Origin of the sequence: Nocardioides sp. (assembly GCF_041393715.1) — a bacterium.
Taxonomy (GTDB): domain Bacteria; phylum Actinomycetota; class Actinomycetes; order Propionibacteriales; family Nocardioidaceae; genus Nocardioides.
On the sequence record NZ_JAWKJQ010000006.1, the window covers coordinates 176,042 to 198,267 of the forward strand.

Genomic DNA, 22,226 nt, shown 5'->3' on the forward strand with positions numbered 1-22,226 from the left:
CCGCCTTCACCGCGTCCGACATACTCGGACAGGTGAGGACGGTCGACACAGGTAGCGCCGGCGACTGGCCGGGCCGGCTGCTCGCCGCGCTCGGCGCCGGCGCGGCCGCCGGCGTCGCGCTGACGGCGTACGCCGCCTGGGAGGCGCGGCAGTACACCCTGCGGCATGCCACCGTGCCCGTGCTCCCCGACGGCGCCGACCCGTTGCGGGTGCTCCATCTCAGTGACCTGCACGTCACGCCTGCCCAGCGACGCAAGCTGGACTGGCTGCGCGGGCTGGCCGACCTCGACCCCGACCTGGTGATCACCACCGGCGACTTCCTGGCCCACGAGGAGGCCGTGGAGCCGGTGCTGGGGGCCTACGACGAGCTGCTCGAGCGGCCCGGGGTGTTCGTCTTCGGCTCCAACGACTACTTCGCCCCCCAGCTCAAGAACCCCCTGCGCTACCTGATGCCCGACGACGGACGGCGCAGCATCGACGCGCCGCCGCTCCCGTGGCCGGACCTGCAGGCGGGCCTGGCCAAGCGCGGCTGGCGGGAGCTGACCAACGCGCGCGACGAGCTGATGGTGGCCGGCCTGCGGATCGCGTTCGCGGGTGTCGACGACCCCCATCTGGGCTACGACCGGCTCGACCTGGTGGCCGGGCCGGCCGACCCCAGCGCCGACCTCCGGCTGGCCGTGACGCACGCGCCGTACCTCCGGGTGCTCGACCAGTTCGCCGCCGACGGCTACGACGCGATCATCGCCGGGCACACCCACGGCGGCCAGGTCTGCCTGCCGTTCGCCGGCGCGCTGACCACCAACTGCGACCTCGACAACGCCCGCGCCAAGGGGCTGCACCGGCACCCCGCCGACTCCGGTGCGGGCGACCCCGGGTCCGCCTGGCTGCACGTGTCCGCGGGCGTCGGCACCTCGCCCTACGCCCGGATCCGGGTCGCCTGCCGCCCCGAGGCCACGCTGCTCACGCTCACGCCGCGCTGACCCGAGACGGCGCCCCTGCTCCCCGAGACGGCGCTTGTGCACGATTGAGACGGCATGTCTGGCCGGGCCGGTCCGCGCGCCAGAACCGATTTCGGGACGCCCGACGGGCTCCGGTATGCTCGCCCAGGTTGCGGCGCCCGTCGTCGCATCGGGCTGTGGCGCAGTTTGGTAGCGCGCTTCGTTCGGGACGAAGAGGCCGCAGGTTCAAATCCTGTCAGCCCGACCAGTGTTTTCGCAGGTCAGAGGCCGTTTCCGGGTCACCGGAGACGGCCTCTTGTCGTGTCCGTCGCCACGGGTTCGTGCTCACCGGAGAGCGGGTTGCCCTCCCCGACGATCGCGGGGAGGAGCGCGTGATGCGTCGCGAGCTGGCGCTCGACTAGCGGCGGCACGGGCGCACGCCCCGGGAGTCACCTCAGAGCGAGGCGGCCACCAGCTCGGCGATCTGCACGGTGTTGAGCGCCGCCCCCTTGCGGAGGTTGTCGTTGCTCACGAAGAGCGCCAGGCCGCGGTCGTCGTCGACGCCGGGGTCCTGCCGGATCCGGCCGACGTACGACGGGTCCTTGCCGGCTGCCTGCAGCGGGTTGGGGATGTCGCTGAGCTCGACCCCGGGGGCGCCGGCCAGCAGCTCCTGGGCGCGGGCCACGGTGAGCGGCCGTGCGAACTCGGCGTTGATCGCCAGCGAGTGACCGGTGAAGACCGGCACCCGGACACACAGGCCGGAGACCCGCAGCTCGGGGAGGCCGAGGATCTTGCGCGACTCGTTGCGGAGCTTGTGCTCCTCGTCGGTCTCGCCCAGCCCGTCGTCGACGATCGAGCCGGCCAGCGGGAGCACGTTGTAGGCGATGGTGCGGGCGTACTTGACCGGCTCGGGGAAGGCCACCGACTCGCCGTCGTAGGCCAGCTCGCGCGCCTTGTCGCCCGCAGCGGCGACCTGGGAGGCCAGCTCCTCGACACCGGCGACACCGGAGCCGGAGACGGCCTGGTAGGTCGACGCGATCAGCCGGACCAGGCCGGCCTCGTCGTGCAGCGGCTTGAGCACCGGCATCGCCGCCATCGTGGTGCAGTTGGGGTTGGCGATGATGCCCTTGCGCGCCTCGTGGATCGCCTCGGGGTTGACCTCGGAGACGACCAGCGGCACGTCGGGGTCCATCCGCCAGGCCGAGGAGTTGTCGACGACCGTGACGCCCGCCGCGGCGAAGACCGGGGCGATCGCCCGCGAGGTGGTCGCGCCCGCGGAGAAGACCGCGATGTCGAGACCGCTCGGGTCGGCGGTCGAAGCGTCCTCCACGACGATCTCGCGGTCACCGAACGGCAGCACGGTGCCGGCCGACCGGGCGGAGGCGAAGAAGCGCACCTCGTCGGCCGGGAAGCCGCGCTCCAGCAGGATCTGACGCATCGCCACGCCCACCTGGCCGGTGGCGCCGACGACGCCGAGCCGCACCCCCGCGGTCATCGGCCGGTCCCGCCGTAGACCACGGCCTCGACCTGCTCGGTGTCGAGGTCGAAGGCGGTGTGGGTGGCGCGGACGGCGGCCTCCACCTGGGCCTCGTCGACGATGACCGAGATCCGGATCTCGGAGGTGGAGATCATCTCGATGTTGACGCCGGCCGAGGCCAGCGCGGCGAAGAACCGCGCGGTGATGCCCGGGTGGGAGCGCATGCCGGCACCGATCAGCGAGACCTTGCCGATCTGGTCGTCGTAGAGCAGCTTGTCGTAGCCCACCTCGTGCTGGATCTTGGCCAGCGCGCTCATCGCGGTCTGGCCGTCGCTGCGCGGCAGCGTGAAGGAGATGTCGGTGAGACCGGTGGCCGCGGCGGAGACGTTCTGCACGACCATGTCGATGTTGATCTCGGCGGCGGCCAGCGCCTCGAAGATCCGGGCGGCCTCGCCCACCTTGTCGGGGACGCCGACCACGGTGATCTTGGCTTCGCTGCGGTCGTGGGCGACACCGGCGATGATGGCCTGTTCCATCGATGCTTCCTCTGCTGGGGCGGGGACGATCCAGGTGCCTTCCTTCGTCGAGAACGACGAGCGCACGTGGACGGGCATGTCATAGCGGCGGGCGTACTCGACGCACCGCAGGTGGAGGATCTTGGCGCCGCTGGCGGCCATCTCGAGCATCTCCTCGGTGGAGACCCGCTCGAGACGCCGGGCGGTCGGGACGATCCGCGGGTCGGCGGTGAAGACACCGTCGACGTCGGTGTAGATCTCACAGACCTCGGCGCCCAGCGCGGCAGCCAGCGCGACCGCGGTGGTGTCGGAGGCGCCGCGACCGAGCGTGGTGACGTCCTTGGTGTCCTGGGAGACACCCTGGAAGCCGGCCACGATCGCGATCGCGCCGGACTCGATGGCCGTCACGATCCGACCCGGTGTGATGTCGATGATCTTGGCCTTGCCGTGGGCGGAGTCGGTGATCACGCCGGCCTGTGAGCCGGTGAACGACTGCGCCTTGTGGCCCAGCTGGGCGATCGCCATGGCGACCAGCGCCATCGAGATCCGCTCGCCGGCGGTCAGCAGCATGTCGAGCTCACGCGGCGGCGGCAGCGGCGTCACCTGCTCGGCGAGGTCGCGCAGCTCGTCGGTCGTGTCACCCATCGCGGAGACCACGACCACGACGTCGTGGCCGGCCTTCTTGGTGCTGACGATGCGCTGCGCGACGCGCTTGATGCCGGCAGCGTCGGCCACGGAGGAGCCGCCGTACTTCTGCACGACAATGCCCACGGTTGGTCCTCGAGGTCGGTCTGGTCGGCCGCACGGCCCCCGACGGGCCCGCCACGCTGCGCTGCGGCCTGGACGAGTCTACCGAGGCGCGGTGGAGTCGCCTCCGAGTATCTCATCGGCCGCCGCGACGTCGTCGTCGTCGAGGGTGAAGTCGGCGTCGAGCCGGTCATGGGCCACCACCGAGAGCAGCGCGTTGAGCACCGCCCCCGCGAGGTTGCCCCACGACGACACGTAGGAGAACTGCCACCACCACAGCGCCTCCGCGATGTCGCCGGAGCGGAAGTGGCGCAGGCCGTTCTCGAGGTCGGTGGCGATGCTGGTGAGGTCGTCGGAGAGCTGGCTGTCGACGAGCTCGGGGGCATAGGGGTCGAAGACGAAGCTGTAGGTGTCGACGGCGTCGAGCAGCTGGGCGAACCGGAGCCGCATCTCGTCGAGGTCGGACTCCGGTCCCACATCGGGCTGGTACTCGGTGGGCGGCTGGAAGTCCTGCAGCGCACCGAGCCGGGCGCCGGCGAGCAGCAGCTGGCTCACCTCGAGCAGCAGCAGCGGGATCGCCGCCCCGCCCTGCTCGTCGCGCGAGATCTCGCGGAGCGCGAGCAGGAAGCTCGCGACCTGGTCGGCGATCTGCTGGGCGAAGTCCTCGGTGTCGCTGTCGAGGCCGCCGCTGAGGTCCTCCACGGACTCCAGACGACCCCCGTCGCTGTCAGTCATCGGCCGATCTCCTTCCGGCGAACGCGCGGCCCAGGGTGACCTCGTCGGCGTACTCGAGGTCTCCTCCTACGGGAAGTCCACTCGCCAGCCGCGTCACACGCAACCCCATCGGCTTGAGCAGGCGGGTGAGATAGGTCGCGGTCGCCTCGCCCTCGAGGTTGGGGTCGGTCGCCAGGATGACCTCGGTGACCGCGCCGTCGGCCAGCCGGGTCATCAGCTCGCGGATGCGCAGCTGGTCGGGGCCGATGCCGTCGATCGGGCTGATCGCGCCGCCGAGCACGTGGTAGCGGCCGCGGAACTCACGGGTCCGTTCGATCGCCACGACGTCCTTGTACTCCTCGACCACGCACAGCACCGCGGGGTCGCGACGCGGGTCGCGGCAGATGCGGCACTGGTCGTCCTCGGAGACGTTGAAGCAGGTGGAGCAGAACTTCACCTTGGCCTTCACCTCGACGAGGACGTCGGCCAGCCGGCGTACGTCGACCGGGTCGGCCTGCAGCAGGTGGAACGCGATCCGCTGGGCACCCTTCGGCCCGATGCCCGGCAGCCGGCCGAGCTCGTCGATCAGGTCCTGGACGACACCTTCGTACAACGAGGGGCTCCTCAGCCCAGCCCGGGCAGGCCGCCGCCGGCCAGCGGGCCCAGGGTGCCGGAGGCGAGCGACTCCGCCTGCGACTTGGCGTCGCGGTAGGCCGCCACGATCATGTCGCCGAGGTCAGCCAGGTCGTCGGCGCTGTCGCCGTCGACCGTGCCAGGACGGACCCGGACGCCGACCAGGTCGCCGAGCCCGGTCACCGTCACGCTCACCGCGCCCCCGGCGACGGAGCCCTCGACGGTCTGCTCGGCCAGCTGGGCCTGGGCGCTCTGCAGCTGGTCCTGCATCTGCTGCGCCTGCTGGAGCAGGGCGTTCATGTCGAACCCGCCACCGAGGGCGTCGAAGGGGTTGTCGGTCATGGGATCACCTTGTCTGGTCGGACCGGTCGTCCGCGCGCGGCGCGCGGCTACTGGTGGGGGATCTCCTCGATGATCTCCGCGCCGAGGGTGCGCTGGAGCAGCTCGGCGCCGTCGTAGGACGTGACGTCGGGGTCGTCGGGATGCGCCTCGGCGTCGGCGCGCGCGGCGCTCTCGTCGGAGCTCGCAGCCTCGTCGGCCGGCCGGGTCTCGCGGATCGCCTGCCGGGCGGCGTCGCTGGCGCCGGGGTCCTGCGGGTGTGGGGGTGCGCTCGGCTGCTCGGGGGCTTCCCCGGGCGCCGTTGCGGTGGCCGGCTCGGGGACCGCCCAGTCGGGTGGTGCGTCGGGAGCCTGGGGCGCCGGGTCGGACCGCTGGAGGTCGGGCCGCTGGAGGTCGGGCCGCTGGAGGTCGGACCGCTGGACGTCGGGGCCCGGAGCCGGGGCGCCACTCGCGGGGGCGTCGGCGCCGCCCCGGGACGGCTCGGCCGCGCCAGGCGCCTGCGCACCCGGGTCGACGATCGCCTCGATCGTCCAGTCGGCGCCCACCACGTCGATCGCGGCCTGCCGGACGATGTCGACGCTGCCGCCCTTGAGGAACGACTCGCGCGCACCGGCGTTGGCGAAGCCGAGGGTCAGGGTGGCACCGTCGACCGCCACCACCTGGGCGTGCTGGGTGAGGTGGATCCAGGTGAGCCGGCGACGCAGCTTGGTGGCCTCGACGATGTCCGGCCACAGCCGGCGTACGTCGACCAGGGTCAGGCCGCCCGAGGGCCCGCCGGCAGGCTCCGCGGCGGGCTCGGCGATGGGCTCGGCCGTGGACTCGGCGATCGCCCGGTGATCGGCTGGGCCGTGGGCCCGGCGATGGGCCGGCGGCGGCGCCGCGGCGGGCGCGGGCGCCTCCTCGGCGACCGCCGACTCGACCGGCGACTCGACCGCCGACTCGACCGGCGGCGTCGGCGCCGCCGGCTGGGTGGTCGCCGCCGGGCGCGGCTCGGGAGCGGGGGGAGCGGGGGGAGCGGAGGCCGGGGCGGGCGGCGCCGCAGCGGTCGGCGTACCGGAGATGGCCGCGCGCTTCTCGAGCCGGTCGAGCCGGGCCATCACGCCGTCGGCGGAGTGGTCGGCGCCCGGCAGCAGCACCCGGGCGCAGATGAGCTCCAGGAGCATCCGTGGCGCGGTGGCACCGCGCATCTCCGTCAACCCGGTGGCCACCAGGTCGGCGGCGCGCGACAGCTCGGTGCGCCCGAAGCGCGCCGCCTGCGCGACCAGCCGCTCGCCCTGGTCCTCGGACACGTCGATCAGCCCGGTCGCGGGAGCGTCGGGCACGGCGGCCACGATGACCAGGTCGCGCAGTCGGCGGAGCAGGTCCTCGGTGAAGCGGCGCGGGTCCTGCCCGGTCTCGATCACCTTGTCGACCACGCCGAACACGGCCTGTCCGTCATCGGCGGCGAACGCGTCGACCACCTCGTCGAGCAGGGATTCGGGGGTGAACCCCAGCAGGCCGGTGGCCAGTCGGTGGGTCACCCCGTCGGGCCCCGCGCCGCCGAGCAGCTGGTCGAGCACCGAGAGCGTGTCGCGCGCGGAGCCGCCGCCGGCGCGCACGACGAGCGGCACGGCGGCCGGCTCGATGGCGACGCCCTCGCGCTCACACAGCTCGCCGAGATAGGCCGACAGCAGCCGGGGCGGGATCAGCCGGAACGGGTAGTGGTGGGTCCGCGACCGGATCGTGGGGATCACCTTGTCGGGCTCGGTGGTCGCGAAGATGAAGCGCAGGTGCGGCGGCGGCTCCTCGACGAGCTTGAGCAGCGCGTTGAACGCCTGCGTCGTGACCATGTGGGCCTCGTCGATGATGTAGACCTTGTAGCGGTCGCGCACCGGCGCGAAGAACGCCTTCTCCCGCAGGTCGCGGGCGTCGTCGACGCCGTTGTGGGAGGCCGCGTCGATCTCGATCACATCGATCGACCCGGGCCCGCCACGGGCCAGGTCGCGGCAGGAGTCACACTCCCCGCAGGGGTCGGCCACCGGCGCCTTGGCGCAGTTGAGAGAGCGGGCGAGGATCCGCGCCGAGGTCGTCTTGCCGCAGCCCCGCGGCCCGGAGAACAGGTAGGCGTGGTTGACCCGGTTGTTCGCGAGCGCGGCCCGCAGCGGCTCCGTGACGTGGTCCTGGCCGATCACCTCGGCGAACGTCTCGGGCCGGTAGCGGCGGTAGAGCGCGAGGGGTGAGTCCACCCCTGAACCCTAACCAGCCACGCCGACGGCCGGTAGGCGGTGTGACGGCCACGCCGTGGGGGAGATAGTCCGCTACGTTCGGCACCGGTGGGAGCCCCTGGAGTGGTGCCGAACGTAGCGGACTATCGCACGAGGGTCAGGGCATCGGCAGGCTGCGCCAGTGGGTGACGATCCTGGGCGACCCGTCGGGAGCATCGTCGACGTAGTGAACGGCGTACGTCGGTGGGAGCGCGGTGGTGATCGCCTCCAGCGGCTCGGCGTCCATGGTCACCGTCGAGACGACGCCGCCGGGGACCAGCACCGGGAGTGGCCGCCGCATGGTCGTGAACGCGAAGGCGCAGGCGGAGTGCGCGTGGCCGACCAGCACCGCCACCACGTCGTCGTGACGGTCCAGGACGGCGGCCAGGGCGCCGGCGTTCTCGAGCCGGATCGGGTCCATCAGCCCGAGGTGGATCGGCTCGGGCGGGTGGTGGAGGCAGACCACCGCGCGCTGGCCGGGCGTGCGTGCCGTCAGCTGCGCATCGAGCCAGGCGAGGGAGTCGGGCGCCAGCACCCCGTGGTCGATCCGCCCGCCCGGCGGCGCTGGCACCAACGAGTCCAGCATCAGGAAGAGGTGTCCGGCCACCCGGTGCGCCTCGTCGGTGGGCCGGTCGGGAGGCAGTCCGCGCATGGCGGCGTACGCCGGCCGGACGTCGTGGTTGCCGGGGCACAGCAGCATCGGGACGGGGCCGGGCCACTCGCCCAGCACCTCAGCCGCCTCGGCGTACTCCTCCGCGGTTCCGTGGTCGGCGATGTCGCCGGTCACCACCACCACGTCCACGGGCGGGTCCAGTCTCGCCAGGTGACCGAGGACCCGGCGCACCCGGGCCACCGGGTCGCCGATCCCCCCGAAATGCGTGTCGCTGAGGTGCGCGATGACCAGCATGGGCGCCATGCTGCCCCATCGGGGAGGCGTCGGCGCGGGCGGTTGTGTGTCCCAGCCGTCCTACTCCCCACGGCGCCGAACACACGACCCACGCCAGCGGGCTGGACCCGGAGACGACTGGACCCGGAGACGAAGAGGCCCCCCGCGCACCCGGCAGAGCTCGCTTACCCTTGCTGCCTTCCGGCCCTGGGGGAGTTCGGCAAGATGCCGCCACACGGGGGGTTGCTGCGAGTGTAGGTGAGGCCGGCCCGGCTCCGCCAACTGATGCCGGAACCGCCCTCTCCCTCCCCGAAGCCGGCGTTGGTCGCCACGTCTGCGTCGGCGCACACTCCCCGGTCGCCGCTCCACTGCCGCGACGGCATGGGGACTTCCGCGGTGGTCGACCGCCGCTGAAGTCCCTCACCACCGCGCCAGTCGCCACCGTCGGGGCGCACCGCCAGGAGATTTCGCGGGGTCCGCGGGCAGCGGGTACCCTCCTCTGCGGAGGATTCGCCTAGTGGCCTATGGCGCTCGCTTGGAAAGCGGGTTGGGTTAACAGCCCTCGCGGGTTCGAATCCCGCATCCTCCGCCAAGACTCACCGCCGCTGCAAGCCACCAAGGGCCGCGCGACCATGCCGAGCACGAGGAGCGCGCCGCCGGCGAGCGCCCACCAGCGGGCGTTGCCGCGCACCTCCGGCAGCGCGGAGTACGCCGGCTGCGGCGCCGTGGCTCGCGGGGTGTCGTCGGGGGCGAGCCGCCGCGCCGACCAGCGCGCCGTCCCGGTCGGGCGTCAGTGGGCGGGTCAGCGCCTCGACCGGCTGGATGGTGCCGGCGCCGGTCGTCCGGGTCGGGTCGTCGCGGCGCCCGTCGGCGGTGTCGACGAGCCGGGCCACGATCTGCGCCGCACGGTCGTCGGGGAAGCGCTGCCGCAGCAGCACCACGACGCCGGCCACCTCGGCGGCCGCCCACGACGTGGCGACCTGCGGCAGCACGCAGGTCTGGCCGTTGAGCCCGACCGTCACGGCGCCGTAGGTCGGGGCCGCGACCCGGATGGCCGAGTTGGGAAGCACCTCGTCGCGGGCGTCGACGCCCGGCGCTCCCGCCGCCGTCGCCGTCACCGCGACCACACCCGGGTAGCCCGCCGGGAACACCCGGTCGACGGCGTCCTCCCCGAGCCGGCGCTGGCCGAAGTCGGCATAGAGCGGGTCGGCGTCGTCCGTCGGCCGGTTGCCCGAGGCGGCGACGACCACCACGTCCGCGCGGACCAGTCGCTGGACGACCCGCGAGAGCCGGGCGGAGTCGGGCACCGCCACCGCGACGACCACCACGCCGATCCCCTCGTCACGGCGATGACGCCACACCCAGGCGAGGCCGCCGGCCACCGACGCCGAGGTCGGCGCACGGGCGCCCTGGGAGGTCACCGGCGACTCGTCATAGACGCGGACATCGAGCAGCCTGGCCGCGGGTGCGACGCCGACCGGGCCGTCGTCCTCGGAAGCGCCGGCGACCAGGCCGGCCACGGCGGTGCCGTGATAGTCCACGACCGGTGCCGGCCGGTAGGGGTGCTCGACCCTGGGCAGCGACGCGGAGGCGGCGATGCCGCCGTCGACGACCGCGACGGTCTGACCCGCACCCGGGCGCCCCGGCACCGCCGCCTGGGCCGCGGCGATGTCGAGCAGACCCATCGGAACGCTGGCCGACACCGCCCGTCCGGTGTCCGAGTCGGCGGTCACGGTGGCGCAGTCGACATCGGCGGCCGCCGCGGGAGACGCCCCCACCGCGAGCCCGGCCAGCAGCGTCGGCACGGCCACGAGGACGGCGACCGAGGTGGCCCGGACGCTCACTCGCACGTCGACCCACCCGTGGGGTCCGGTGGACACAGCGCAGCCTCCTGGGAGAGCACGACGCCGCGCTCGAGCAGGGCCAGCCAGGTGTCGGGCACCAGCGGCGGTGCGTAGTCGGCGTACCCCAGGAGTGCGGAGGTGTCGCTCCCCTCGAGCGGGTAGGCCGTGCCCTTCCCGTCGACCAGGAAACGTGTCTCGCTGGCCGTGCGGGTCCAGTCACCCGACTCGACGAGCGCCCCGCGCCCGGGGTCGACCGACACCGCGCGGCGACCCGCCGGGACCGCCACCGAGCTCGCGGCCGCGCCCGGTTCGCCGACCAGCGAGGCGACGGGCGGGGTGTCCGCCGCGGCGGTCAGCTGCACGCAGCTCTCCCCGGCCACCGGCTCGACCGCGCCCTCGGGCCAGCGGGCGGCGCCGAACGGTGGCACGAGGTAGCGGTGGTTGGGCAGCGTGGACATCGACCTGACCCGCGGCGTGTGCGGGGGAGGCAGGTTGGCATAGACCGCGGCGGCGAACGGGTCGATCGGCGCCGGACCTCCGGCGAGCAGCACGAAGTCCTGGCCCGGCGCCTGCACCAGGTCTCCGACGCGAGCGCCGTCGTAGACGTCGCCTTCGTAGTCGACCCGGGCGCCCGCATCGGGCACCTTGGCGCTGTCCCAGGTGAGCGGTCCCCCGGGCGGCACCAGGGCCAGCCACTGCGGCGACACCTCGGTGGCCTCGGCACCGACCGGGAGCCCCAACGTGCTGAGCATCTTGTCGCGGGCCGCGCCCTGACCGGGCAGCGCATAGCTCCGCGCCGAGGACGGACCGGCGTCGGTCGCCGCCGCCTGGGCGATCAAGTAGAGGCTGCCGGACACCGCGTCGCGCACGACCAGCGCGCCCCGTGGCTCCGGTGTCACCTCGGGGCGTGCCGCGATCGTCAGCCGGACGCCGGTGCCGTCAGAGGTGCAGGCGGTCCAACCGCTGGCCAGCAGCAGCGCCGCCGACGGGACCGTCGAGGGGGCACCGACGATGCCGAGGTCGCCGCCGACGACCTGCTCGTCGATCACCTGCTGAGGGACCAGCTTGGGTTCGCGGGCGGCGTCGCCCGCGATCAGCAGCGCGGAGGTGTTGTTGACCACGGGATGCAGCACCACCGGGTCGCCGGCCTCGGTGATGACGTAGGCCGCGCCCTTCTCCTTCGAGACCACCAGCCCCGGGTCCTGCCAGTCGGCGGCCACCCGAGGCGAGAAGATGCCGGCGATCAGGGCCCCGGCGACCAGCAGCACCGACAACGCCAGCCCGCCGACCAGGGCCCGCCCGGGCCGCGCCGGCTCGACCTCGCGGCCACCCGGAGCCCCGGAGACGAACGCGGTCACCAGGCGCCGCCGCGAGAAGGCGTGCGCCTCGACGAGATCGCGCTTGGTCGCCATCGGGCGGCCTCAGCCCCGGACGGCGGCGACCACGCCCGCCGCGACCAGGAGCGTGGGGAGCAGCGCGAGCAGCGCCACCATCTCGGCCACGTCGCCGAGCCGGCCCCCGCGGACCGAGGCCGGCATCGGCACCACCGTCAGCGCCAGCAGCACCCCGCCCGTGGCCGCCAGCGCCACCGCGGTCCACGGCCGCCAGTCGGGGTGGAGCCAGAGCACCGCCACCGCCACGGTGAGCAGCCCGGCCACGCCGGAGACCAGACCGACCAGCACCGCACTGCGGGTGCGGTACTGGCGGGTGCGGAGCATCACGATCGCGCAGCAGATCAGCGCCAGCAGCACGCCGGAGAGGCCGATCGACACCACCACCGGGCTGAGCAGCACGAGCAGGACCCCCACGGTGGCCGAGACCGCCACCAGCAGGTCGTGCGCCAGCCGGGCGTCGCCGGCCACCCGCCCCGGGTCGATCGGATCGGGCTCGGCGACGATGTCGGCGGTGGCGTAGAGCTGGTCGACGTGGGTGCCGGTGGTGCCCAGCGCGAGCCACGGGAACAGCGACCCGGCCGCCACCACCAGGGCCAAGGTCGTCGCCAGCACGACCTGGGGATCGAGGTCGGCGAGTCCGATCGCCGTGCCGGCGGCCAGCAGGACGGCCCCCACCACCGCGGGCGGGATGGCCAGCGTGCGTCCCTCGCCCAGACCGACCAGCGCCGCCAGACCCACGAGCAGCGCCCCGCCGCCGGCGTACGCCGCGGGCAGGCCGAGGACGGCGTCGTCGGTCGCGAGCACCAGGCCCGCCACCCCCGCATGGCCGGCCGCCATCCAGGTCAGCGCGACGGCCGCCTCGGGCTCGGCGTAGACCCGGGAGAGCACGACCGCGCCGACCACGAGGATCACGGCGACCAGCGCGGCCGCGGCGCCGGCGACCACCGACCCCTGCAGGAACAGTGCCGCGGCACCGAGAGCCAGCAGCAGCGCCGCCGCACCCAGGGCGGTACGCCGGCCGGCGGCGGGCTCCCACGGTCGGAGATCGCGCTCGACCACGTCGGTCATCGCCTCGACGACGTCGTCGTAGACCCGCGGACTCTCGTCGTCGACCCGGGCGCTCACGGTGAGCAGGCCGCCGTCCTCGATGCCCTGGATGATCAGGCCGCCGTCCTCGACCAGCTCACGGCCGTCGGCGGTGACGACGCGATAGCCGGCATAGACGGTCGACGGGTCGAGCAGCCCGACGCTGCGCGCCAGCTCCGGCACCAGCTCGGCGAGCGGCACCGAGCCGGGCAGCACCAGGTCGACCCGGCGGCTGCCGGAGGCGACGGTGACCCGCAGCAGGCTGGAGGCCGTGGACCCCTGGCTCATCGCGCTCGCTCCCGCTTCCCTGCTCGACCTCCGGCGGACAGCCGCATCCTAGTGAGCCCGCCACCGGGGCCGGTGCTCAGTCGAGGACGCCTGGCGCGGCGTCCTCGTCGTCGATCCAGTCGTCGCCCTCGTCGTAGAGGTCGAGGTCGGGGCGCCGGTCCTTCTTGCTGCGGCCCCGCCCGGCACCGGCACCCACGCCGGCGCCACCCCGCGAGCCGGCGGCTCCCTTGGAGCCCGACGAGCCCTTGCTCCCGGCCGCGACGGACCTGCCCGCGCCGCCGCGACCGGTGGTGCTGCCGGCGCGACCCGCCCCGCCCGCGGCGTAGGCGCCGCCCGTGCCGCGACCGATCGTCGAGGACGCGCCCGCCCGCCCGGAGGCGCCCAGCGACCTGGCGGCGCCCGCACCGGCGCGGCCACCCGCTCCGGTGGGTACGCCGGCCACGCCGGACTGCCGGATGCCGGAGGCCATCGCGCCACCGGCCGCGGCCACGCCGCCGGCCGCCGCGCTCACGCCGACCCCGCCTGCGACCCCGCCGGGCACACCGACCGAGCCGCCGGCGCCGGAACCGCCGCTGCCGCCGACGCCACTGCCGCCTGTCGTGCCTCCACCGGTGGACACGGTGCCGCCGCCCTGCGAGGTGCCCGGACCACCGGTGCTGCCGCCGGTCGAGCCCCCACCGCCGGTCGACCCGGCGCCGCCGGTCGAGCCACCGCCGCCGGTCGACCCGGTGCCTCCGGACGACCCGGCGCCTCCGGTGCCACCGCTCGACCCGGACGAGCCACCGCCACCGGTCGTGCCGGCCCCACCGCCTCCGCCGGCGCCGCTCGTGCCGGTGCCGATGGTGGCGGACCCGGTGCCTGTCGACCCGCCGCCCCCCGTGGAGGTCGGCGCGGGCGCGGGGTCCGGCTCACCGTGGATCGACTTCATCACCGCGATGGAGTCGGTGTAGGTCGTCTGGAGGCTGTCCAGCGCCGCCGACGCGGTGGCCTCCCGCGAGGCCATCGTGCTCTGGTAGGCGCTCACCTGGCGGCTGTAGTCGACCTGGGCGCGGGTGGCGTCGACCGAGCTCATCCCCGCGACGTTGGGCGAGGTGGGCGCCGTGGGCTCCGGGCCCAGGCTGCTGAGCGCGGTGGCGGCGGAGCGGTAGGTGTCGGCGGCCGCCGCCAGCGCCTCGCTCGCGGCCAGCATCTGGTCGGCGCGGTCCTGGACCCGCTGCTGGGCATCGGTGAAGGCCCGCAGCACCTCCGGGCGGGTGATCGGCCCGAAGTTCTTGTCGGCATAGCCCTTGGCGTCCTCGAGCGCGGCCTTGACCCCGATCAGCTGGATCTGACCCGACTTCCACGACTCCGCGGCCCGCAGGATCGGGTCCTCGGAGCCGCCGGCCACCGCCTGCCTGAGCTCGGTCTCCTTGGGACCCATCAGCCCGCACTCCCCGCGGGCGGTCCGACGGCCGGCGCGGCGCCGGACGGCGCGTCCGGGGCCTCGGCCTGATCGGCGTGACCGGGCGCCCGGCTCTCGTTGGCCTCGGAGTTGCGGGCCTCGTCGTAGGCCTCGTCGGCCTCGGAGAAGGACGTGGCCTCGTTGATCGTCGAGGCCGCCTCACCCTCGGCCCGGGCCCGGGTGCGGTCCATGTCGGCGGCGCTGTCGGTGTCCGCCTGGTTGAGCAGCCGGTCGGCCTCGACCACGCCGTCGCGATAGCGGTTGAGGTCGGCCACCACGCCGAGGATCGTCTCGACGGTCACCCGGCGGGCCCGCCCATGGTGGTCACCCAGGGAGAGTCCGAGGCCCGACCCGCCGAACTCGCTGCCCGACAGGGTGACGTAGCGGAGGTCGGCGCCATCGAGGTCGGTGGCTTGGGTCTCCAGCGTCCGCTTGAGGTTCTCGATGGCCTCCGGGTCGTTCTGGATCTCCCCCGAGCTCCCGTCGCCCGGCACCGCTGCGGGTGCGGGCACGCCGTAGGCGCCGAGGCTGTCGAACAGCTGCTGCATCGCGCTGCTGAGGCTGGTCACCGGTCATCCCCTCTGGAACGGCGTCCGGGGCCGAACGCGGTCATCCGCGCCGGCCCCTGGACTCATGCTGCTGACGGCAGGTCAGCCGCCGAACGCGCTCGCCCCGCGGCGGTCCGCCGAGAGGTAGTCGCTGTTGGACTGCTGCACGTTGGTGGACGTCTGCGCCAGGATCGACTTCATGTCCTGCATGGCGCCGTCCCACTTGGCCTTGGCCACGACGTAGGCCTGCTGGGCCTCACCGCTCCAGTCGCTGCGCAGCGGCTCGAGCTCGGCCTCCAGCCGGTTGAGCCGGTCGTCGATCGCCTTGACGGCCGCCGCCAGGTCCTGGGAGGCGACGTCGAGGCCGCCGTGGTTGACGCGAAGCTCGCCTGTCATCACTCGTTCTCCTCGGTCCGTGCGGCTCAGCCGAGCCGGCTCTGCAGGTTGCTGTGCATCGACGACTGCTGGTCGTCGGTGCCCATGAAGTCCTTCTCGGTCGAGCGCAGCGACGCCTCGAACTCGTCGAGGGCCCGGGTGATCACCCGCTGCCGCTCGGTCCAGGCCGCCTGGAGCGCCTGGAAGGCGCTGCCACCGGCACCGACCCACTGCCCGGACATGCCGGTGATCTGGCCCTCGAGGCGGGTGCTGAGTGCGTCGAAGTCGGCCTTGGCCTCGGTCACCAGGCCGGCGGCCCGCGACAGGGTGCCGGCACCCTGACCCATCTGGTTCTGCGACATGGTCGCCCTTCCCCCTTCCGCGGCCAGGGCCGCAGGAGTCTTGTCCTTCTGACGGAGGTCGTCACTGCCAGGTCGATCTCGGCAACGCCGACACCCCGGGTCTACCCCGTGCTCTCAACCACCAAACCTCACCGACGCGATTTCCCACAAATGCCGGAAAGCGCCGGTGGACACCACGGCGGCGGCGACCGCGCCGGCCAGGCACAGTGACTCCGCGACCTCGGCGCGACGTGACCACCAGGCTGACCGCCAGCCACGCCCCGTCGCCACGGCCGCCACCACGACCACCACGGCCAGCAGGAGGACGGCGGCCGCCAGGCCGAGCTGACCGCCCGCCGACCATCCGGGCAGCACCTCCACGGCGAGGGCCGAGGCGGCGCCGAGCCCACCGACGCGCAGCGCCCAACGCGAGCCGACGTGACGGTGGTGCCGGGCCGCAAGCAACAGCCCTGCGGCCGAGAGCCCCACCAGCCAACGGGCGCCGAGACGGTCCAGGGGCAGGTCCTCGCGCAGCAGCAGCACGGCGGCCAGCACGACCAGCGCACCCGAGGCGAGCGAGCAGGCGCCCAGCGCTCGGCCGCCGCGGCTGGCGAGGTCGGCGACGGCGGCCGGCGAGACCACCGTGCGTCCGCGACGCCCCGGACCGGGGTCGCGGGCCGACCAGGCGGTCACGGCCAGCCGCTCGAGGTCGACCAGCAGCTGGTCGGGTACGTCGACCACCAGGCCCGGCGCCACCCGGGCAGCGAACAGGGCGAGCACCAGGACCAGCGACCACACGACCGCGGGTGGGGCGCCCAGCAGCGCCGCGATCCCGGACACCAGGAACAGCCCGGTGCCGGCGACCATCCACACCACGAGCGGCTCGGCGTCGCGACCGAGCCTGGCCCGCGCCAGCGACGCCGCCACGGCCGCGCCCAGACCCGCGAAGCCCAGCATCATCGCGAGCGCCTCGGGCTCCGGGCGCCAGGTCCACACCAGTACGGCGGCCGCGGCGAACACCGGGGCGACGGCGGCGCGGGTGGCGGCGTAGGGACCACGGTCGACGACGCCGAGCAGCGAGGCCACCGCCAGCAACCCGGCGGCGACGCCCGATCCCGACGCACCGTCGTCGAGCATCGACGCGCCGGCCGCCAGCACCGCGCAGCCCGCGGCCACCGCCAGCCCCAGACTCCGCGTCGTGCCACGCGGGAGCGGCCCGTCGCGGCGTACGGCGCGGACGTCGCGGCGCCGCGCACCACCCGGAACGGGTCGAGGCACGCCATAGGCCGCGACCAGCACGTCGCCGGCCTCGAGCCCGGCCGCCTCGAGGGTCCGGTCGGGCGGCAGCGAGCTCCCGCCCAGCGAGAAGATCAGCGGCAGCGAGGGCGCGGCCACCTCGTCGCGATAGTGCTCGGCCAGCTCACCGACGGTGGACGCGGCGGGCACCAGGAGGTCGACGACACCCGCCGGACCCGACAGCGTGACGGCGACCGCGTCCCCGGCCCGTGGCTCGCTCACGATGCCCCCTCTCCGCACCCCGCGCCGGCGCGCCACCCCCTCGACCGGACGGAGGTTTGCGCCGCACGCACAGCAGGGTACCCATGCCTGAGGAGGCACGGGACGACGCGACGGTACCGTTGCCGAGCGGTGTTCGACGAGGAATCGGGGGCGAGGTGACCGGCATGGCGACACGCACGCACGGCCTCGCCGCCGCCCTGGTCGCGACGGCGGTCGTCACCCTCGTCACCGGCTGCAGCGGCGATCCCGACGCGGGTCCGGCCCCGGCCGACGGCCCCACCGCCGGCGCGACGGGCGGTCCCGTGGCCTCGGGCAGCGCCACCCCGGCCGACCCGACCCCCACCGACCCGACGGTCACCCCCGCCACCGGCGGCCGGATCTCCACGCCGCTGCTCAGCATGCGCTTCCCGGAGGGCTGGACGGTCAGCCGCGGCAGCGCGCCCAGCGTCTACGGCGCCCGCAGCCCCAACATCTGGGACAACATCCACTACTCCACGATCGGCCTGATCCGGAAGCAGCCCCTGGGCCAGGTGGCCGACCTGTTCTCCGACCCGATCGGCTGGGACAGAGCACCGCGACGCCTCCCCACCGTCACCGTCGACGGTGTCCGGATGTTCCACCTGCGCGGCCGGCTGGGCGGCCGGTCCCGCGAGGTCTATGGCACCCAGCGTGACCGGAGTGCGGTGCTGGTGGAGTTCGAGGTCGCCGACCCGCGGGAGCGCCGGGAGACCATCGAGTCCGTGCTGGCCAGCATCGACTGGAAGCCGCTGTGACCAGCACGCCGGTGAGCACCGGGGCAACGCCGGCATCGGGTGCTCCCCTGCGCGGACGCCGGCTGGACCGGCCGGAGATGCCCTCGGGCCAGCTGGTGCTGCAGCCGCCCCCCGAGATCGAGCCCCACGAGGGCGCCAGCGGCGTGCTGATGAACGCGATCCCGATGCTCGGCAGCGTCGGCTCGATCGTGCTGGTGGCGACCATGAGCCAGACCGGCGGTGGCGGCCGGGGCTTCATCGCGGCCGGCATGTTCCTGTTCGCGACGCTCGGCTTCGTGGTCGTCCAGATCGACCGGCAGCGCAAGCAGCGCACCCAGCAGGTCACCGGCTCCCGGACGTCGTACCTGCGCTATCTCGGCAGCGTCCGCCAGGTCGCGCGCGAGGCCGCCGACCAGCAGCGTCGCGCCCTGACCTGGGACCACCCTGACCCGGCCACGCTGCCGGCGCTCGCCGAGGAGCGCTCGCGGGTGTGGGAGCACGGCGCCAGCGACGAGGGGTTCCTGCACGTCCGCTACGGCGTCTGCGCGCAGCCGCTGGCCCTCGAGCTGGTGCCGCCGGACAGCGCCCCCCTCGACCAGGTCGACCCGGCGGCGGCATCGGCGCTGCACCGGCTGCTCGTCGTCCACCGGGTGCAGCCGCGGCTGCCGGCCAGCATCGACCTGCGGGCCTTCGACCGGGTGGAGATCTGCGGCGACGAGGAGCCGGCGCGCTCGCTGGCCCGGGCGCTGATCTGCTCGGCCACCGCCTTCCACTCCCCCACCCACCTCGTCGTCGCGGTGCTCGCGGCCGAGCGCAACCTGGTGCACTGGGACTGGCTCAAGTGGCTGCCGCACGCCGCCAGCGGCCGGCAGAGCGACGCGGCCGGCCCGGCACGGATGGTCACCACCTCGCTCTCCGACCTGTCGGCGCTACTGCCCGCCGACCTCGGCGACCGGCCGCGGTTCGGCGCCGACGACCGCCCGGCCACCCCCCACATCCTGCTGGTCACCGACGGGGTCGACCTGCCCCCCGGCAACCACGTCGTACCCCCCGACGGCCTGCACGGCGTCACCCTCCTCGACCTGCCGGAGCGCTGGGACGAGCTCGACTCCACGACCTCGCTGCGGCTGCAGCTCGAGGGGGCCGCCGGCGAGGGAGGCGTCCCCATGCAGGCGCTGCGGATGCGCGAGGAGCCGATCCGGGCCGCAGGCGACCAGTGCCCGATGGCGACGGCCGAGGCCTTCGCGCGGCGCCTGACGCCTCTGCAGACCGTCGCCACCACCGCCGCGGCGGAACCCACGGCCGGTGGCGACCTGGCCGGGCCCGTCGACTTCATGGACCTGCTGGGGCTGGGTGAGGCCACCACGTTCGACACCACGGCGGCGTGGCGGCCGCGCCCCGCACGCGACCGGCTGCGGGTGCCGATCGGGCTCGGCGAGGGTGGCGCGGTGGTGCCGCTCGACCTGAAGGAGTCCGCCCAGCAGGGCATGGGCCCGCACGGACTGGTGATCGGAGCCACCGGCTCCGGCAAGTCGGAGTTCCTCCGCACGCTCGTGCTCGGGTTGGCGCTGACCCACTCCTCCGAGCAGCTCAACATGGTGCTCGTCGACTTCAAGGGCGGTGCGACGTTCGCGGGGATGTCGCAGCTGCCGCACGTGTCGGCCGTGATCACCAACCTCGCCCAGGAGCTCACCCTGGTCGACCGGATGCAGGACGCCCTGTCCGGTGAGATGGTGCGCCGCCAGGAGCTGCTGCGCGAGGCGGGCAACTTCGCCTCGGTGCGCGACTACGAGCGGGCCCGTGCCGCCGGCGAGGACCTGGCGCCGATGCCGTCGTTGTTGATCGTCGTCGACGAGTTCTCGGAGATGCTGTCGGCCAAGCCGGAGTTCATCGACCTGTTCGTCGCCATCGGCCGGTTGGGCCGCTCGCTCGGGCTGCACCTGCTGCTCGCCTCGCAGCGGCTGGAGGAGGGCCGGCTGCGCGGCCTGGAGTCGCATCTCTCCTATCGGGTCGGGCTGCGCACCTTCAGCGCGGCCGAGTCCAGAGCGGTGCTCGGTGTCCCCGACGCCTACGAGCTGCCCCCGGTGCCCGGCCTGGGCTATCTCAAGCCCGACCCCTCCACGCTGGTCCGCTTCAAGGCGGCCTACGTCTCCGGGCCACCCGCCGGCCCGCGGCGGGTGCGTCGCGACACCTCCGGGCACCTGCAGGGGATCCTTCCCTTCAGCATCGCACCGGTGCGCGCGGCCGAGGTCCCCGAGGCCGAGCCCCGCCCCGAGGCCAACCGCGAGTCCGCCGAGCAGGCGTCGCTTCTCGACCTCGCGGTGGCCCGGATGGTCGGCCGCGGACCCGCCGCCCACCAGGTCTGGCTGCCGCCGCTCGAGGTTCCCGACACCCTCGACGAGCTGATGCCCGACCTGGTGACCGACCCGGACCGCGGGCTGGTCTCCCCCCACTGGCGGCAGTACGGCGGCCTGGTCGTGCCGCTCGGCACCGTCGACCGGCCCCGCGAGCAGCGCCGCGACGTGCTGACCGTCGACCTCTCCGGCGCCGCGGGCCACGTCGCGGTCGTGGGCGGCCCGCGCAGCGGCAAGAGCACCCTGCTGCGCACGCTGGTCGGCGGGCTCGCGTTGACGACGACCCCGGCGGAGTCGCAGTTCTTCGTGCTCGACTTCGGCGGCGGGACCTTCGCCCCGCTGGCCGGGCTGCCGCACGTGTCCGGCATCGGCACGCGGTCCGAGCCCGACGTCGTACGCCGGATCCTGGCGGAGGTGAGCGGCATCGTCGACCGGCGCGAGCGCTACTTCCGCGCCCAGGGGATCGACTCGATCGAGACCTATCGGGCCCGCCGCGCCGAGGGGAGGGCCGACGACGGCTGGGGCGACGTGTTCCTGGTCATCGACGGGTGGGCGACGCTGCGCGCCGACTTCGACGACCTCGAGATGGAGCTCCAGCAGCTGGCCACCCGCGGGCTGACGTTCGGCGTCCACGTGGTGGCCGGGGCGGCTCGGTGGGCCGACTTCCGCGCGGCCATGCGCGACGTCTTCGGGACCCGGCTCGAGCTGCGGCTGGGCGACCCGATGGACTCCGAGATCGACCGCCGCGTGGCGGCGCTGGTGCCGGCCGGCCGGCCCGGGCGGGGGCTGATGGGCGGCAAGCTGCACTTCCTGGCGGCGCTGCCCCGCGTCGACGGCGACCCGTCGTCGGGCTCGGTGGGCGCGGGGGTCGACGACCTGGTCTCCCGCATCGCCGACGCCTGGACCGGCCCGGCGGGCCCCAAGCTCCGGCTGCTTCCCGAGCGGATCTCGCTCGACGCCGTGCGCGACCAGGCGGCCACCCGCCAGCTCGCGCCGGGGCAGCTGCTGCTCGGCGTCAACGAGCGGGAGCTGGCTCCGGTCGGCGTCGACCCCGACCTCGAGCCGCACCTACTGGTCTTCGGCGACGGCCGCTCGGGCAAGAGCGCGCTGCTGCGGACCTACGTCCGCGAGGTGATGCGGTCCCGGCCCGCCAAGGCGGCGCAGATCGTGGTCGTCGACTATCGGCGGTCGCTGCTCGGCGAGGTTCCCGACGACTACCAGCTCCACTACCTGACCTCGGCCGCACAGGCGACGCCGGCGCTGCGGGAGCTGGCGACCTACCTCGAGAACCGGCTGCCCGGGCCCGACGTGACCCCCGAGCAGCTGCGGCAGCGGTCCTGGTGGACCGGGGCCGAGGTCTTCGTGGTCGTCGACGACTACGACCTGGTCGCGACGGCGCAGGGCTCCCCGGTGCAGGCGCTGCAGCCGCTGATGGCGCAGGCCCGCGATGTCGGGCTGCACCTGGCGGTCGCCCGGCGCGCCGGCGGTGCCTCGCGGGCGCTCTACGAGCCGGTACTGCAGTCGATGCGCGACCTCGCGATGCCGGGCGTGCTGCTGTCCGGGAGCCCCGAGGAGGGGCCGCTGCTGGCAACGTCAAGCCGGCGCCCGCCCCGCCCGGCCGCGGCCGGTTGGTCACTCGCGACCGGGGCGTCGACGTCGTCCAGGTCGCCTGGACCGACCCGTCCGTCTGATCCCCTGCCCTCCTTGGCTGGGCAACCCTCGGCTCGGCGTTGGCGGATAGTCCGCTACGCAAAGCACCGGTCCACCGGCGTGTCATGGTGCCTTTCGTAGCG

General features: G+C 74.3%; 18 protein-coding genes, 2 tRNA genes and 1 other RNA gene. 5 read left to right on the forward strand and 16 right to left on the reverse strand.

Annotated features, from left to right (window positions below; all coding sequences use genetic code 11):
• The first annotated feature begins 32 nt into the window (after positions 1 to 32).
• Together R2740_RS11470 and R2740_RS11475 are read left to right on the forward strand one after the other, a co-directional pair.
• Positions 33 to 980: a metallophosphoesterase gene (locus R2740_RS11470; protein ID WP_371302814.1), complete on the forward strand. Its 948-nt coding sequence runs from the start codon at positions 33 to 35 to the stop codon at positions 978 to 980.
• Between the two features lie 149 nt (positions 981 to 1,129).
• Positions 1,130 to 1,206 (forward strand) — tRNA-Pro (locus R2740_RS11475).
• Between the two features lie 186 nt (positions 1,207 to 1,392).
• Here the strand turns inward: R2740_RS11475 and R2740_RS11480 are convergent.
• The 8 genes from R2740_RS11480 to ffs form a co-directional block, all read right to left on the reverse strand.
• Positions 1,393 to 2,433 carry an aspartate-semialdehyde dehydrogenase gene (locus R2740_RS11480; RefSeq protein WP_371302815.1) on the reverse strand — a complete coding sequence of 347 codons (1,041 nt, stop codon included), beginning with the start codon at positions 2,431 to 2,433 and terminating at the stop codon, positions 1,393 to 1,395.
• Positions 2,430 to 3,701, reverse strand: coding sequence for an aspartate kinase (locus R2740_RS11485; protein WP_371302816.1), 1,272 nt, complete (start codon positions 3,699 to 3,701; stop codon positions 2,430 to 2,432). The genes R2740_RS11480 and R2740_RS11485 overlap by 4 nt, the downstream gene beginning before the upstream one ends.
• A 78-nt stretch (positions 3,702 to 3,779) precedes the next feature.
• Positions 3,780 to 4,412 (reverse strand): DUF5063 domain-containing protein, encoded by a 633-nt coding sequence (locus tag R2740_RS11490; RefSeq protein ID WP_371302817.1) that lies wholly within the window; start codon positions 4,410 to 4,412, stop codon positions 3,780 to 3,782.
• Complete coding sequence (gene recR / locus R2740_RS11495; protein WP_371302818.1) at positions 4,405 to 5,004, reverse strand: recombination mediator RecR; 600 nt, start codon at positions 5,002 to 5,004, stop codon at positions 4,405 to 4,407. Before recR ends, R2740_RS11490 begins: the two co-directional genes overlap by 8 nt.
• Before the next feature lie 11 nt (positions 5,005 to 5,015).
• Complete coding sequence (locus tag R2740_RS11500; protein WP_371302819.1) at positions 5,016 to 5,366, reverse strand: YbaB/EbfC family nucleoid-associated protein; 351 nt, start codon at positions 5,364 to 5,366, stop codon at positions 5,016 to 5,018.
• 47 nt (positions 5,367 to 5,413) lie between these two features.
• A complete protein-coding gene (locus R2740_RS11505; protein WP_371302820.1) occupies positions 5,414 to 7,588 on the reverse strand; it encodes a DNA polymerase III subunit gamma and tau in 2,175 nt (724 codons plus the stop codon).
• Positions 7,589 to 7,724: 136 nt separating this feature from the next.
• Entirely contained in the window at positions 7,725 to 8,513 is a 789-nt protein-coding gene (locus tag R2740_RS11510; protein ID WP_371302821.1) for a metallophosphoesterase, read from the reverse strand.
• A 133-nt stretch (positions 8,514 to 8,646) separates the two neighbouring features.
• An RNA gene (gene ffs, locus R2740_RS11515) (signal recognition particle sRNA small type) lies at positions 8,647 to 8,737 on the reverse strand.
• Between the two features lie 258 nt (positions 8,738 to 8,995).
• Here ffs and R2740_RS11520 point away from each other — a divergent pair.
• Positions 8,996 to 9,084: transfer RNA gene (locus R2740_RS11520), tRNA-Ser, on the forward strand.
• Between the two features lie 4 nt (positions 9,085 to 9,088).
• On the opposite strand, the gene R2740_RS11525 is transcribed toward R2740_RS11520, so the two are convergent.
• The 8 genes from R2740_RS11525 to R2740_RS11560 all read right to left on the reverse strand — a co-directional run bounded on the left by R2740_RS11525 (position 9,089) and on the right by R2740_RS11560 (position 17,327).
• Positions 9,089 to 10,372: a S8 family serine peptidase gene (locus R2740_RS11525; RefSeq protein WP_371302822.1), complete on the reverse strand. Its 1,284-nt coding sequence runs from the start codon at positions 10,370 to 10,372 to the stop codon at positions 9,089 to 9,091.
• A complete protein-coding gene (gene eccB / locus R2740_RS11530) occupies positions 10,333 to 11,748 on the reverse strand; it encodes a type VII secretion protein EccB (protein ID WP_371302823.1) in 1,416 nt (471 codons plus the stop codon). The genes R2740_RS11525 and eccB overlap by 40 nt, the downstream gene beginning before the upstream one ends.
• Before the next feature lie 9 nt (positions 11,749 to 11,757).
• Entirely contained in the window at positions 11,758 to 13,104 is a 1,347-nt protein-coding gene (gene eccD / locus R2740_RS11535; protein WP_371302824.1) for a type VII secretion integral membrane protein EccD, read from the reverse strand.
• 76 nt (positions 13,105 to 13,180) lie between these two features.
• Positions 13,181 to 14,524 carry a hypothetical protein gene (locus R2740_RS11540; protein WP_371302825.1) on the reverse strand — a complete coding sequence of 448 codons (1,344 nt, stop codon included), beginning with the start codon at positions 14,522 to 14,524 and terminating at the stop codon, positions 13,181 to 13,183.
• Positions 14,524 to 15,114, reverse strand: a complete 591-nt coding sequence (locus tag R2740_RS11545; RefSeq protein ID WP_371302826.1) for a hypothetical protein — start codon at positions 15,112 to 15,114, stop codon at positions 14,524 to 14,526. The genes R2740_RS11540 and R2740_RS11545 overlap by 1 nt, the downstream gene beginning before the upstream one ends.
• A gap of 81 nt (positions 15,115 to 15,195) precedes the next feature.
• Positions 15,196 to 15,489, reverse strand: coding sequence for a WXG100 family type VII secretion target (locus R2740_RS11550; RefSeq protein ID WP_371302827.1), 294 nt, complete (start codon positions 15,487 to 15,489; stop codon positions 15,196 to 15,198).
• A gap of 26 nt (positions 15,490 to 15,515) precedes the next feature.
• Positions 15,516 to 15,830 (reverse strand): WXG100 family type VII secretion target, encoded by a 315-nt coding sequence (locus R2740_RS11555; RefSeq protein ID WP_371302828.1) that lies wholly within the window; start codon positions 15,828 to 15,830, stop codon positions 15,516 to 15,518.
• Between the two features lie 114 nt (positions 15,831 to 15,944).
• Positions 15,945 to 17,327 carry a hypothetical protein gene (locus R2740_RS11560; RefSeq protein ID WP_371302829.1) on the reverse strand — a complete coding sequence of 461 codons (1,383 nt, stop codon included), beginning with the start codon at positions 17,325 to 17,327 and terminating at the stop codon, positions 15,945 to 15,947.
• Between the two features lie 164 nt (positions 17,328 to 17,491).
• Here R2740_RS11560 and R2740_RS11565 point away from each other — a divergent pair, with 164 nt between their 5' ends.
• Entirely contained in the window at positions 17,492 to 18,100 is a 609-nt protein-coding gene (locus tag R2740_RS11565; RefSeq protein WP_371302830.1) for a hypothetical protein, read from the forward strand.
• An 11-nt stretch (positions 18,101 to 18,111) separates the two neighbouring features.
• Positions 18,112 to 22,224 carry a type VII secretion protein EccCa gene (eccCa, locus tag R2740_RS11570; RefSeq protein WP_371302831.1) on the forward strand — a complete coding sequence of 1,371 codons (4,113 nt, stop codon included), beginning with the start codon at positions 18,112 to 18,114 and terminating at the stop codon, positions 22,222 to 22,224.
• Positions 22,225 to 22,226 lie beyond the last annotated feature (2 nt).